Consider the following 14,727-nt stretch of genomic DNA (forward strand, 5'->3'; position numbering starts at 1 on the left):
AATCCTTCCTGGCGCACCATTCTTTTAAAAAGCCTGATCTTTATGATCAGGCTTTTTTTATGCCTGTAATATGAGTAAGTTAAGTAATTGAGTCTATTATTAAATAGATTGAATTGTAGGTTATTATTAGGTAACTTGATTGTAATCAACTTATTTGTAAGTAAAAAATAGCAGTGTATGGATACATCTCGCTATAATATTCTTTTTTGAATATATTGTGATCGTTTCGCATTTGACAAATTTGTTGATGTCGAGATAATCATTCTTTCTTTTTAGAATAAAAGAACACAATTAATTAGTTCGCTACAACTAAATTATACATTGTCACTATCATCAAAAAGGAATAAAAGATGACAGACATTGGAAGTCTACTATGGGAAGCAGCAACGCTAATGCTAACAGGCATGGGCGTTGTATTTATATTCCTCACCATCCTCGTCTATCTAGTTCAACTTATGTCTAAGTTACTGCCTGTGGAGTTACCTCCAAAACAGGTATTGGCTGTTCAAAAAGTTCAGAATCCCGATCAAACAACAGTTCAGCCTCAAATTATAGCTGCTATTTCTGCTGCGGTTAAATTACACCGCCAAAAGAATCGATAAACTGTTTTAGGAAAATCATTACAAGGAGTTTGTAAGTATGTCTAAACCACTTTCTATCACTGATGTGGTACTTCGTGACGCCCACCAATCACTCTTCGCAACTCGTATGCGTGTTGAAGATATGCTTCCAATTGCAGAGCAGTTGGATAAAATCGGTTATTGGTCATTAGAAACTTGGGGTGGGGCAACATTTGATGCCTGTATTCGTTATTTAGGTGAAGATCCATGGGAACGTTTACGATTACTTAAAAAAGCGATGCCAAATACACCAATGCAAATGTTACTTCGTGGCCAAAACTTATTAGGTTACCGCCATTATGCTGATGACGTTGTTGAAAAATTTGTAGAGCGAGCTCACTGTAACGGTATGGATGTATTCCGTATTTTTGATGCAATGAATGACGTTAGAAACTTTCAAACAGCAGTAAAAGCAACAATTGATGTTGGTGCTCATGCTCAGGGCACTCTTTCTTACACAACAAGTCCTGTTCATAATTCAGATACATGGGTTGATTTAGCAAAACGTCTTGAAGATTTAGGCTGTCATTCTCTTTGTATTAAAGATATGTCTGGTCTACTTAAACCTTATGAAGCTGAAGAACTTATTACTCGAATTAAATCGTCTTGTGATGTACCACTTGCTTTACATAGTCACGCGACAACAGGATTATCTACCGCCACAGCCTTAAAAGCGGCAGAGGCTGGCATTGATATTTTAGATACGGCTATTTCATCCATGAGCCAAACTTACGGTCATACTCCAACTGAAACGGTTGTTGCTATGCTAGAAGGGACAGGGCGCGATACAAATCTTAACCTTGAGCAACTTGAACCAATTGCCACCTATTTCCGTGAAGTTCGTAAAAAATACGCAAAGTTTGAAGGACAAATGAAAGGCGTCGACTCTCGAATTCTCATCGCTCAAGTTCCGGGTGGGATGTTGACGAATATGGAAAGTCAGTTAAAAGAGCAAGGTGCAGCTGACAGATTAGATGAAGTGCTAATTGAGATCCCTAAAGTTCGTAAAGATCTAGGTTATATCCCATTAGTTACTCCAACGTCACAAATTGTAGGCACTCAAGCGGTAATTAATATCCTTACTGGAGAGCGTTATAAGAGTATTACAAAAGAAACTGCAGGTGTCCTGAAGGGAGAGTATGGCTCAGCGCCTGCTGCCGTTAATGCAGAGCTACAGACTCGTGTTTTAGAAGGTGCGGAGCCGATTACCTGTCGTCCTGCCGATTTATTAGCGGCCGAGTTACATACCTTAACGGATGAACTGATTGCTAAAGCAAAAGAAGATAATATCGCTTTAGCGGAAGAGCAAATTGATGATGTACTTACTTATGCTCTATTTCCTCAAGTGGGTCTTAAATTTCTTAAAAATCGTAATAATCCTGATGCCTTTGAACCTGCCCCTGGAACTGAAGTTGAATCAGCGACTAATGTTGTAAAAGCAAATACGGCTAAAGGTGGTGTTGAGGCTTATAGCGTTAAAGTTGATGGTCAAATCTATAATGTAGAAGTGGGGCCGCAAGGCGTTATTTCGTCTGTTGAACCAATATCAGCACAAACAGCACCGGTTCAATCTCCTCAACTTTCGGCAGTTGACGCGGAATCGGTTGATGCGCCATTAGCAGGAACTATCTTTAAGGTACTTGTACAAGCAGGTGCTGAAGTTGCTGAAGGTGATGTGTTACTTATACTTGAAGCGATGAAAATGGAGACAGAGATCAGAGCATCACGTAATGGTACCGTTCAAGATATTTTAACTAAAGAGGGCGATGCAGTAGCAGTTGGTACACCATTGCTTTCTCTAGCCTAAGGTAAGTAAACATGGATGGTTTATTAATATTATGGAATGAAACGGCGATTGCTAATTTTAAGTTTGAACAACTTATTATGATTTTTGTCGGTTGTGGGCTTTTATTTTTAGCAATACGTAAAGGGTTTGAGCCTTTATTGCTGTTACCTATTGGTTTTGGTGCAGTCTTAGCAAATATACCGAATGCAGGGTTTACCGATCCTGGTGGACTTTTGTATTACGTTTATTATGTCGGGATTGAAACGGGAGTCTTCCCACTTTTGATCTTTATGGGTGTAGGAGCGATGACGGACTTTGGTGCCTTAATTGCAAACCCAAAGACTCTATGGTTAGGTGCCGCGGCTCAAGTAGGTATTTTTGCTACGTTGTTCGGTGCCATATTACTTAATTTTGTGCCAGGAATGGAATTCTCATTAGCAGATGCTTCGTCAATCGCCATTATTGGTGGTGCAGATGGACCGACTGCCATTTTCTTAGCAAGTAAGCTTTCTCCTGATTTATTGGGGGCGATTGCGGTTGCTGCTTATAGTTATATGGCTCTCGTTCCAATTATCCAGCCACCGATAATGAAAGCGTTGACTACGCCGGAAGAACGTCAAATTAAGATGGCTCAATTACGTCATGTTAGTAAGGCAGAGAAAATCATTTTCCCACTTGCTGTTTTACTGATGACTATTTTGTTTTTACCTTCAGCAACGCCACTCGTTGGTATGTTCTGTTTAGGTAATTTAATGAAAGAATCAGGTGTGGTTGATCGTTTATCGAATACGGCTCAGAATGAATTGATCAATATAGTAACGATTTTCTTAGGTTTAGGGGTAGGATCAAAATTAAAAGCAGAAACGTTCCTTAATGTAGAAACGTTAGGTATTTTACTATTAGGTGCTGTTGCCTTCAGTGTGGGTACTGCTGGCGGTGTTATCATGGCTAAAATATTGAACAAGTATTCAAAAGAAGACATTAACCCATTAATTGGTGCTGCAGGTGTTTCCGCCGTGCCAATGGCGGCACGTGTTGTTAATAAAGTCGGTCTTGAGGCTAATCCTCAAAACTTTTTGTTAATGCATGCGATGGGACCGAATGTGGCTGGGGTTTTAGGTTCTGCAGTTGCTGCGGGTATTCTCTTAGCTCTTGTTGGATAGTTCCAAATAAAACTTAACAATAAAAGGGTGCAGATGCGCCCTTTTTTATTTTATGCTGTAGCAATATAAATCGTAATCAATGGAATTAATTCAGTCATGTTTGATTGGTTCAATGCAGATTCAGCATTATGGGTATTATTTAGTTCTGGGTTTTTAAGTGCTACTTTATTACCTGGGGCGTCAGAAGCCAGTTTAATTGCTACGTTAAAATTAGACAGTTTTTCAATGTGGACAGTTATTACAGTCGCAACATTAGGAAATACTTTAGGAGGGATAACAAATTATTGGCTTGGTTTGTTACTTCCTGATAAAACTTCTTCACAGAAACACGGTCATAAAGCCATAGAATGGATAAAGAAATACGGTTATTGGACGTTATTATTTAGTTGGTTACCCGTGATCGGCGACCCTTTATGCTTGGCCGCTGGGTGGTTAAGAATGAAGTTTTTACCATGCGTGATTTTAATTGGGATAGGAAAGGCTGCTCGATACGTACTGTTGTCGCTTGCCGTGAATGGGATTTTATAGGAATTAAAATGAAAAAATTACTTTGTGTATCGATTGCATTGGCTTTAGTAGGGTGCAGTAATTCAGAATTTGAAGCACCAAAAACATCAGATTTACCGCAAGGTGTAACGCTTGTAGAGCAAGTTTTACCCAAAGAAGGCTCAACGGTTATCCCATACCAAAAATATACATTAGAAAATGGGTTAACGGTTATTTTAAGTCCTGATAGTTCAGATCCTCTTGTTCATGTCGATGTCACTTACCACGTAGGATCGGCTCGTGAAGATATTGGGAAATCTGGTTTTGCACACTTTTTTGAACACATGATGTTCCAAGGTTCAGAGCATGTCGGTGATCAGCAACACTTTAAAATTATCACAGAAGCCGGTGGAACACTTAACGGCACAACGAATCGTGATCGTACGAACTATTTTGAAACGGTCCCTGCAAATCAGCTAGAAAAAATGTTGTGGTTAGAATCCGATAGAATGGGATTCTTGATTGATGCGGTATCTCAGAAAAAATTCGAAATACAACGTAGTACGGTTAAGAATGAACGAGGACAGAATTACGACAATCGTCCTTATGGCTTGATTTATGAGCGAATGGGCGAGGCATTATTTCCACAAGATCACCCTTATTCATGGCAGACGATTGGTTATGTTGAAGATCTTGACCGTGTAGATGTGAATGATTTGAAAGCATTTTTCTTACGTTGGTATGGCCCAAACAATGCGGTTATTACCATTGGTGGTGACCTAGACAGTAAGCAAACATTAGAGTGGGTAAATAAATACTTTGGTACTATTCCAAGAGGCCCTGAAGTTGAGAACGCACCAAAACAACCAGTGACGTTAACGGAAGATCGTTTTATTACATTGGAAGATCGAATTCAACAGCCAATGGTTATGATTGGGTGGCCAACGACGTATCGAGGTGAAGAAACAGAGGCAAGTCTTGATATGCTTGCGACTTTACTGGGTAATGGTAAAACGAGTTTAATGTATCAAGAGCTAGTCAAAACAGGTAAAGCGGTCGATGCCGGCGCTTTTCATGATTGTGCTGAATTGTCTTGCACCATGTATGTTTATGCAATGACGGACTCTAGTGATAAAAACGATTTAGCAACGGCTTATCAAGAGGTCATGGATGTTCTGGATAAATTTGAAAAAGAGGGAGTATCGCAAGAAGATCTCGCTGAAGTTCAAGGAAGTGCAGAAGCAGGAGCAATATTTGGATTGCAATCAGTTTCAGGAAAAGTCTCTCAATTAGCATCAAATGAAACTTTTTATGGTAATCCTAACCAATTAGAAGCGCAGCTCGCAGAATTGAAAGCCGTGACTCCTGATAAAGTATCGCAAGCATTTGATACTTACATTGCAAATAAATATAAAGTGACGCTGAGTGTAGTACCAAAAGGTAAAACACAGCTTCAAGTTAGAAAACCAAACTTTATTACTCCTAAACGAGATCTTCCTGAGTATCAAAAAATTGATGAAAACAGCTTAGATGTACGTAAAGCCGTCGATAATTTTGATCGTTCAGTGATGCCTCAACCATCAAAAGCTGTGACAGCAAAAACACCTGATATTTATCGAGCTAAATTAGCCAATGGTATTGAAGTGTTGGGATCGGAAGCAATCGAAACACCTACAGTGCAGTTACAAATATCAATACCTGCTGGTAACCGCTATGTTTCCCGAGGAAAAGAAGGGTTAGCATCACTGACGGCTTCTATGATGGAAGAAGGTACGGTTAAATCTAGTTCAGAAGATATTCAAAAGAGACTGGATAAATTGGGCAGCAGCATCTCTTTTAATTCTGGTAGCTATACCACTGCGATATCAATTTCATCATTGACTAAAAATCTAGATGAAACGCTTAGTATAGTGAATGAAATGCTATTTTCTCCGGCATTTAAACAGTCTGATTTTGATCGTTTACAGAAGCAAGCAATCGAAGGTTTAGTTTACGATCATCAAAAACCAGCATGGTTAGCATCACAAGCAACACGCGAAGTTCTCTTTAAAGGCACCATATTTGATCGCTCCCCTGATGGAACGATGGAATCGGTGAAAAGTTTGACGTTATCTGATGTTAAGGCGTTCTATAAGAAACGCTACACTCCGATTGGTACTCAAGTTGTGTCGGTTGGTGATGTGCAAAAATCAGACTTAATCTCTAAGCTCTCTTTTCTATCTACATGGGAAGGTTCAGCACCAAGTTTGTTAGCTCCGCAGCAATTACCTACGCTAGCGGGACAAAAAATATATTTAATTGATAAGCCGAACGCTCCGCAAAGTGTGGTTCGTTTTGTTCGCCAAGGCATTCCATTTGATGCAACTGGTGAATTGTATCAAACACAACTTGCTAATTTTAACTTAGCGGGCAACTTCAATAGCCGAATCAATCAGAATTTGCGTGAAGATAAAGGCTATACCTATGGCGCAGGTGGTTATTTAATGGGGAATAAAGAAGTCGGCATGGCTATCTTTTATGCTCAAGTTCGAGCTGATGTGACTCTTGAATCGATCAAAGAATTTATTTCTGAAATGGATAAATATAAGAACGATGGAATGACAATGGATGAACTAAACTTTATGCGTTTAGCGGTTGGTCAACAAGATGCATTGAAATACGAAACACCAAGCCAAAAAGCGAATCTTCTAGGTAAAATATTAACCTATTCATTAGATGAAGATTTTATTGATGAGCAAAATACATTAATTGCGACATTAGGTAGAGAGGATTTGAATGCGTTGGCTTCTAAGTGGTTTGACCAAACTCAATATCAAATTATTGTGGTTGGAGATGCTAAGTCATTAACCCCTAAATTAAAAACGTTAGGTTTACCAATCGAATCTATCACGGTGAATAAATAGTATTTAATATGCAGCAGTCATTATTAATACTAATTACTGCTCTTTTTTTATTATTCAAACACTAGTAAAATTTGCTACTATCCTAGGATAAAGATCTTAGATCTACCTCAATAGCGAGAATGTATTTTGACCGAATTTACTAACCGATTACAGAAAGTCGCGTCTAATCCCAAAGCCTTTAAAAATACTGGCCGTGGTATTGAAAGAGAAACACTTCGTTTTACTCTTGATGCTGCACTGTCTTCAAAACCACATCCAGCAGGCGTAGGTTCAGCACTCACTCACAAATACATTACAACGGATTTTGCTGAGTCATTATTAGAATTTATTACGCCGGTATCTCATGATGTTAAAACGGTATTAAAGCAATTAGAAGATGTGCATCATTACACGGTCTCTCATATGGGAGAGGAAAAATTGTGGCCGCTGTCTATGCCATGTTTTGTGAGCAAAGATGATGACATTACTTTAGCGCAGTATGGTAAATCTAATGTTGGTCAATTAAAAACGACTTACCGTGAAGGTTTAAAGCGCCGTTATGGCAGTGTGATGCAGGTCATTTCTGGTGTTCATTTTAACTTTTCTTTTTCGAATGAATTTTGGGACGAATTACTGGGTGAGCAAACTGAAAAAGATCGTCAAGATTCAGTATCTGATGCTTATTTTGGGTTGATCCGTAATTACTACCGCTTTGGGTGGTTGATCCCTTATTTCTTTGGTGCTTCTCCTGCATTGTGTGGTTCTTTTATTCAAGGTAGAGAAACGACAATGAATTTTGAATCACTAGGTAAAACATTGTATTTACCTTATGCAACATCATTAAGATTAAGCGATCTTGGTTATACAAATGATGCTCAAAGTGATTTGAAAATCAGTTTAAATAGTATCGATGAATATATTGAAGGCTTGAATAAAGCGATTCGCACTCCATCGGAAGAGTTTGCAAAAATAGGTTTAAAAGAGGGTGATAAACACATCCAATTAAATGCGAATGTGTTGCAGATTGAAAATGAATTGTATGCTCCAATTCGCCCTAAGCGTGTCGCTAAACCAGGTGAAAAGCCTTCAGAAGCATTAGAGCGTTCGGGGATTGAATATATAGAAGTTCGATCTTTAGATGTAAACCCATTTAGCCCTATTGGTGTAGATGAAGATCAAGTTCGATTCTTAGACCTTTTCTTAACATGGTCTGTACTCACTGATTCTGCTCCTATGGATGATAGTGAAATGGCGTGTTGGAAAGACAATTGGAATAAGATTGTTGAACTGGGACGTAAGCCTGGGTTAGAGCTTCAAATTGGTTGCCAAGGGGAGCGTTTAACTCAGAAAGCATGGGCTGAACGAGTTTTTGATGATCTATTCACAATAGCTAAAAAAATGGATGCCGTTAATGGTGATGATGCATACCAACAAACTCATCAACGACTAAGTGCGATGATAGAGAATCCAGAGTTAACTATTTCAGGTCGTCTACTTGCTGAAACGAAGAAGGCTGGTGGTATTGGTATTATTGGTTGTAAATTGGCAATACAACATCGCCAAGCGCATTTAGATCATAAATACAGCTTCTATACTAAAGATGAGTTGGATACAGAGGTAGAGCGTTCTGTTCTGGCTCAGAAAGAAATTGAGGCCAGTGATACAATGCCTTTTTCAGAGTATTTAGATGATTATTTCAATTATTTGAAATAAAACAAATATCGTATAACAAGCACTGTTATCCTAAATGAATAGCAGTGCTTTTTTATTGAGTAAAAAATGAATTATAAATTTTCACTAATTATTGTCGCCTTAGTTTCGTTATCTGGTTGTGCTACGGCGCCGCCGACAAAGCAGGATAACCTTTGCGAGATCTTTCGAGAGAAAGGCGGATGGTATGATGATGCTAAAGACATGAATGAAGAATACGGCACTCCAATTAATGTTGCTATGGCTATCATGAAGCAAGAGAGTAGCTTTCGCTCAGATGTCCGTCCACCAAGAACAAAATTGTTAGGGTTTATACCTTGGAGTCGTCCTAGTTCTGCTTATGGTTATGCACAAGCTCAAGACCCTGTATGGGGCGAGTATGAAGATGAAACCGGTGGGGGATCTCGCAGTAGTTTTGATGATGCGATAATGTTTATAGGTTGGTATACTGACGGAAGCCAAAAGCAACTAGGTATCTCAAAGTGGGATCCTTACAATCAATATTTAGCTTATCACGAGGGTCGCGGCGGCTATAAGCGCAAAAGCTACCAAAAGAAACCTCAATTGATTAAAATTGCCCGTAGGGTTGAATCTCAAGCAAAAACGTATGGTTGGCAATTAAAACAATGTAAAGTTGAGCTTGAAAGACAAAGTAGTTGGTGGTGGTAAGTCACCGCTATCCATAAATTAAAGGAATAAATTATGCCATTATTAGACAGTTTTACTGTAGATCATACCCGTATGGAAGCACCCGCGGTACGTGTTGCAAAGAAAATGCAAACGCCTAAAGGTGATACTATCACCGTATTTGATTTACGCTTTACTGCACCAAATAAAGATATTTTATCTGAAAAAGGCATTCACACATTAGAGCATCTATATGCAGGGTTCATGCGTAATCATTTGAATGGTACGGATGTAGAAATTATTGATATTTCACCAATGGGATGTCGTACTGGTTTTTACATGAGCTTAATTGGTACACCTGTAGAACAAACGGTTGCTAACGCTTGGATTGCATCAATGGAAGATGTTCTTAATGTTGAAGATCAGAATAAAATACCTGAATTAAATGAATATCAGTGTGGTACATATACCATGCATTCTTTAGAAGAAGCGAAAGCGATTGCTACCGCTATTTTAGCCGCAGGTATTCAAGTAAATAAAAATGATGACTTGGCTCTTCCCGAGTCAATGCTTAAAGAACTATCTGTAGATTAATTTCATTTCGAATTTAAAAAGCCCGCATTAGAAATCTAATACGGGCTTTTTTGTGCTTGTATATAAGCTAATTATTATCGCTACTAGGGAATACTTTAACCAAATTAATTTTGTTCTCTTCTACTGCGATAATTTCCATTTGATGATGTTCTATATTTACTTTGATTTGAGTGCCCGGAATTTCTTCTAGGTGTTCGAGTATCAGCCCATTTAATGTTCTTGGACCATCTGTTGGTAAACTCCATTTCAGGCCTTTATTAATATCTCGAATATTAGCGCTGCCTTCAATCATGAAACTGCCGTCAGGTTGAGGAGTGATCTCTTCGGTTAAACTTGGTGCCATTGAAGTAGTAAACTCACCAACAATTTCTTCTAGTATGTCTTCTAAAGTAATCAAACCTTGAATATCGCCGTATTCATCTACGATTAGTCCAATACGCTCTTTATTACGTTGAAATTTTAATAGTTGAATATTTAAAGGTGTTGCTTCGGGAATGAAATAAATTTCATCAGCTGCCCTTAATAATGTTTCTTTTGTAAATTCATTTTTTTCAAGCATTAAGCGGTAGGATTCGCGTAAACGAAGCATTCCCACAACTTCATCAATTTGGTCACGATAAAGAACGATACGACCGTGTGGCGAGTGAGCCAGTTGGCGTGAAATAGATTTCCAATCGTCATTAATATCAATGCCTGTAATTTCGCTGCGAGGCACCATGATGTCATTAACAGTGACATGTTCTAAATCTAAAATAGAAATAAGCATATCTTGGTGGCGGCGTGGGATAAGTCCTCCAGCCTCATGAACAACCGTTCGTAATTCTTCTGAACTAAGGTTGTCTTTGTGAGAGTGGTTTGTACCAAGGCCAAGAAGTTTTAGAAAGCCATTAGTAATCAGGTTTACTAGGATGACTAATGGAGATAAAACTTTCATTAGAATATTGAGTAGGATACTGCTGCTGTAAGCCACTCGCTCAGGATACATTGCTGCAAGTGTTTTTGGTGTTACTTCGGCAAAGACAAGAATGACGAGAGTCAGAACACCGGTAGCAATTGCAACACCGTAATCCCCGTATAAGCGCATACCTAAAATAGTCGCGATAGCAGAAGCGAGAATATTAACGAGGTTGTTGCCGATTAGAATTAAACCAATAAGTCGGTCTGGGCGACTTAGTAATTTCTCAACACGCTGCGCACCCTTATGGCCTTGATTGGATAAGTGTTTTAAGCGATATCGATTTAAAGACATCATGCCGGTTTCAGAGCTTGAAAAATAACCAGATGCAATAATAAGTACAGCTAAAATCGTAAATAGGGCGCCGGTTGATATGTCATCCAAGTGACTTGATCCTCAGTGAAAAATACAATGTAAAGGTTATTTATCAATATCAGTGCTTGATATGTCAAATTTGATCTTGAAAAGTGAGCTAGAAGTCTTGTTTACGTTAAGATAACTTCTTGCACAAATCGACTACCAAAATAAGCAAGAGTGAGAAGAAATGCACCCGTTAAGCTAAACCATAATGCTTTTTGTCCTCTCCATCCTCTTTGATAATGCCCCCATGTTAATACGGCATAAACAACCCAAGCAATAAAGGATAATACGGCTTTATGAGTTTTACCTTGAGCGAGCATATCTTGTATGAATGTGAGTCCGGTCAATAAAGTAAGAGTTAGTAGAAATAAACCAACGAGGATGATCTTGAAAAGTTGACGTTCCACCATCATTAAAGGGGGGAGATTAGGATTTAGCGTGAGTGATTTTTTACTGCGAAGTTTATGATCAAGCCAAGCCAGCTGAAGTGCATATAAAGTGGCGATCATTAAGGTTGAATAAGCAAACAAAGCTAATGATATGTGTATCAATAAGCTGGGGTGCGTTTCTAAATGGGTAATAAAAGCACCAGAGAGAAAGGTTGCTGCAAGTAAATTAATGGCTGAAAAACTATAAACAACAGGCAGAATAAACCATACTCTAAATTTCAGCATTGAAACACTCATCGTGAGTGAAATAATAAAGCTAATTAGAGAGGCTACATTTAAAATACTTAAATTCTGACCTGAGGTATTTAAAATGAGCTCTTTTAATTGCCACGCATGCACAAGTAATGCAAGCGACGCACATATAAATACAGCATTGGTTTTTATTTTATTTTGACTAGCTAAGCCAGGAATAACAAAACCTAATGCTAAAAAGTAAAAAAGCGCAGCACTGATTGCTGTAATGGTATCCATAATCACGAGTCATCTAATTTATCAACAGATTGATTATACCCTGTACAGGTCAATCTCGGTAGGTGTGATTCGGTTAGGATAAAAAATTTTAATTATAACCAACAATATTTTGCATACTATTAGGTTATAATTGATCAATGCTCGCAGATTAGGCGCAAGAATATGTTTGATAATTTAACGGATAGACTATCCAAAACCCTGAAAAACATCAGTGGTAAAGGTCGATTAACAGAAGAAAACATTAAAGAAACGCTACGTGAAGTTCGTATGGCTTTGTTAGAAGCAGACGTTGCTTTACCTGTTGTTCGTGATTTTGTTAAGCGAATAAAAGAAAACGCCGTAGGGGTTGAGGTATCAAAAAGCCTAACACCGGGTCAAGAATTCATTAAAATCGTTCAGTCTGAGCTAGAAGCTATAATGGGAGACTCAAATGAGGCTCTAAATTTAGCGTGTCAGCCGCCTGCGGTTATTTTAATGGCAGGTTTACAAGGTGCAGGTAAAACAACCAGTACCGGTAAATTAGCGAAGCTATTAAAAGAAAGAGATAAAAAGAAAGTTTTAGTTGTGTCTGCCGATGTATACCGTCCTGCGGCAATTAAACAGCTAGAAATGTTAGCGTCAGAAGTTGATGTCGATTTCTTCCCATCAAGTGCAGATCAAAAACCGATTGATATTGTTGATGGTGCAATTAGCCACGCTAAGTTAAAGTTTTTTGATGTTGTTATCGTTGATACGGCTGGTCGTCTAGCTGTTGATACTGAAATGATGGAAGAAATTAAGCAGCTTCATGCACATGTAAATCCAATTGAAACGTTATTTGTTGTCGATGCAATGACGGGGCAAGATGCCGCTAATACGGCAAAAGCGTTTGGTGATATTTTACCACTTACGGGTGTTATTCTAACCAAAGTAGACGGTGATGCTCGTGGTGGTGCTGCATTATCTGTTCGTCACATTACGGGCAAGCCAATTAAATTCTTAGGTGTCGGTGAAAAAACGGATGCACTAGAACCTTTCCACCCAGAACGTATTGCTTCTCGTATTTTAGGTATGGGTGATGTTCTTTCTCTAATTGAAGATCTAGAGAAGAACGTAGATAAAGAAAAAGCAGAACGATTAGCGAAAAAGTTCAAAGAGAAGAAAGGTTTTGATCTTGAAGATTTTCGTGAGCAGCTTGGTCAGATGACAAATATGGGTGGCATGATGGGGATGATGGATAAGCTTCCTGGTATGTCTCAGCTACCTGCTAATGTCAAAGATAAAGTGGACGACAAAATGTTCAATCAAATGGAAGCCATTATTAATTCCATGACAATGAAAGAACGCCAGCGCCCTGAACTAATTAAAGGCTCACGTAAAAAACGTATTGCAGCAGGTTCTGGTACTCAAGTACAAGATGTGAATCGCATGCTGAAACAGTTTACTCAAATGCAGAAAATGATGAAAAAAATGCAGAAAGGTGGCATGAAAGGCATGATGCGTAATATGCAAGGCATGATGGGCGGAATGGGCGGTGGTATGGGTGGCTTTGGCCGCTAATATTCAATTGCACATTGTCAAAGTGTATTAATCAGATAACAAGGTGCGACAAGTGAATTTTTTAATAAATTTTACCTAGCGCACCTTTTTTACCCCATTTTTTCACTAATTACAGAAATAATTGGTGATAAAATAGCTAAATCCCTTGCATTGAAACCTCATAAGAGTAAAATTCCGGGGCTTTATTTTGGCACGAGGGCTCAATAAAATTCTTTTTTTTTGAGCCAATTTAATTTTTGTACGAAGCAAATAGAGGACGATATGGTTACCATTCGTTTGGCACGTCACGGCGCGAAGAAGCGTCCATTTTATCAAATCGTAGTAGCGGACAGCCGTTTTAAATCAACTGGTCGTTACATTGAGAAAGTAGGTTTCTTTAACCCTACAGCACAAGGTCAAGAAGAAGGTCTTCGTTTAGATCTTGACCGCGTTAACCATTGGGTTGGTTTAGGCGCTGGTCTTTCTGATCGTGTAGCTAAGCTAGTTAAAGACGCTAACAAAGCGGCTTAATTTAGTTGGTTAAAGGTAAAGATTTTATGAGTAAGCAAGACGAAGTAATTGTTGTAGGTAAGTTCGGTGCTTCCTATGGCATTCGTGGATGGTTGAAAGTAGTTTCTTTTACTGATCAACCTGAAAGCATTTTCGACTACAAACCTTTACTTATTAAAGTAAAAGATGAGTGGGTCGAGTTTTCAGTCGAAAGCTGGAAACGTCATAAAGGTTTGGTGTGCAAACTGGAAGGGTTAGAAGTTAGAGAAGAAGCTCAAGCTTATACTAACCTGGAAATTGCAGTTAAAGCAGATGCACTACCTGAGCTGTCAGAAGATGAATTCTACTGGCGTGAATTGTTTGGTATGGAAGTGGTTACAAGCCAAGGTTACGGCCTAGGTATTGTTGACGACATCTTTGAAACCGGATCAAACGATGTTCTTGTAGTCAAAGCAAACCTGAAAGATGCTTTTGGTAAAAAGGAACGTTTGATTCCTTTTATTGATGAGCAAGTGATCAAAGTAATTGATCGTGAGGCTCAACGGATCGAAGTTGACTGGGATCCTGGGTTCTAAACCCTAGGTAAAGCGAGGGCA

The 14,727-nt window shown here is 38.7% G+C and carries 13 protein-coding genes; 11 read left to right on the top strand and 2 right to left on the bottom strand.

The annotated features are described in order from the left end of the window. Positions 1-350: 350 nt before the first annotated feature. The 8 genes from A6E04_RS04025 to luxS all read left to right on the top strand — a co-directional run bounded on the left by A6E04_RS04025 (position 351) and on the right by luxS (position 9,868). Positions 351-602 (top strand): oxaloacetate decarboxylase subunit gamma, encoded by a 252-nt coding sequence (locus A6E04_RS04025; protein ID WP_065610063.1) that lies wholly within the window; start codon positions 351-353, stop codon positions 600-602. A 37-nt stretch (positions 603-639) separates the two neighbouring features. Beyond that, a complete protein-coding gene (gene oadA / locus A6E04_RS04030) occupies positions 640-2,427 on the top strand; it encodes a sodium-extruding oxaloacetate decarboxylase subunit alpha (RefSeq protein ID WP_065610065.1) in 1,788 nt (595 codons plus the stop codon). 11 nt (positions 2,428-2,438) lie between these two features. Further along, entirely contained in the window at positions 2,439-3,569 is a 1,131-nt protein-coding gene (locus A6E04_RS04035) for a sodium ion-translocating decarboxylase subunit beta (protein WP_017020679.1), read from the top strand. Between the two features lie 96 nt (positions 3,570-3,665). Continuing rightward, positions 3,666-4,097 carry a YqaA family protein gene (locus tag A6E04_RS04040; RefSeq protein ID WP_012549448.1) on the top strand — a complete coding sequence of 144 codons (432 nt, stop codon included), beginning with the start codon at positions 3,666-3,668 and terminating at the stop codon, positions 4,095-4,097. An 8-nt stretch (positions 4,098-4,105) separates the two neighbouring features. Next, positions 4,106-6,958 (top strand): M16 family metallopeptidase, encoded by a 2,853-nt coding sequence (locus A6E04_RS04045; protein ID WP_065610067.1) that lies wholly within the window; start codon positions 4,106-4,108, stop codon positions 6,956-6,958. Positions 6,959-7,084: 126 nt separating this feature from the next. Further along, complete coding sequence (gene gshA, locus A6E04_RS04050; RefSeq protein WP_065610069.1) at positions 7,085-8,650, top strand: glutamate--cysteine ligase; 1,566 nt, start codon at positions 7,085-7,087, stop codon at positions 8,648-8,650. Positions 8,651-8,716: 66 nt separating this feature from the next. Further along, positions 8,717-9,316, top strand: coding sequence for a transglycosylase SLT domain-containing protein (locus tag A6E04_RS04055; RefSeq protein WP_012549451.1), 600 nt, complete (start codon positions 8,717-8,719; stop codon positions 9,314-9,316). A gap of 33 nt (positions 9,317-9,349) precedes the next feature. Then, positions 9,350-9,868: an S-ribosylhomocysteine lyase gene (gene luxS / locus A6E04_RS04060; protein WP_012549452.1), complete on the top strand. Its 519-nt coding sequence runs from the start codon at positions 9,350-9,352 to the stop codon at positions 9,866-9,868. A 67-nt stretch (positions 9,869-9,935) separates the two neighbouring features. On the opposite strand, the gene A6E04_RS04065 is transcribed toward luxS, so the two are convergent. Further along, positions 9,936-11,207, bottom strand: coding sequence for an HlyC/CorC family transporter (locus tag A6E04_RS04065; protein WP_017020676.1), 1,272 nt, complete (start codon positions 11,205-11,207; stop codon positions 9,936-9,938). Positions 11,208-11,308: 101 nt separating this feature from the next. Then, on the bottom strand, positions 11,309-12,103 hold the full coding sequence (locus A6E04_RS04070; RefSeq protein WP_017020675.1) for a cytochrome C assembly family protein: 795 nt from the start codon (positions 12,101-12,103) through the stop codon (positions 11,309-11,311). Between the two features lie 162 nt (positions 12,104-12,265). Here A6E04_RS04070 and ffh point away from each other — a divergent pair, with 162 nt between their 5' ends. The 3 genes from ffh to rimM all read left to right on the top strand — a co-directional run bounded on the left by ffh (position 12,266) and on the right by rimM (position 14,706). Then, a complete protein-coding gene (gene ffh / locus A6E04_RS04075; protein ID WP_017020674.1) occupies positions 12,266-13,642 on the top strand; it encodes a signal recognition particle protein in 1,377 nt (458 codons plus the stop codon). 261 nt (positions 13,643-13,903) lie between these two features. Beyond that, positions 13,904-14,152: a 30S ribosomal protein S16 gene (rpsP, locus tag A6E04_RS04080; protein WP_026025303.1), complete on the top strand. Its 249-nt coding sequence runs from the start codon at positions 13,904-13,906 to the stop codon at positions 14,150-14,152. Positions 14,153-14,178: 26 nt separating this feature from the next. Next, positions 14,179-14,706, top strand: coding sequence for a ribosome maturation factor RimM (rimM, locus tag A6E04_RS04085; protein ID WP_012549457.1), 528 nt, complete (start codon positions 14,179-14,181; stop codon positions 14,704-14,706). Positions 14,707-14,727 lie beyond the last annotated feature (21 nt).

It is taken from the genome of Aliivibrio logei (genome assembly GCF_001691055.1).
GTDB lineage: Bacteria > Pseudomonadota > Gammaproteobacteria > Enterobacterales > Vibrionaceae > Aliivibrio > Aliivibrio salmonicida.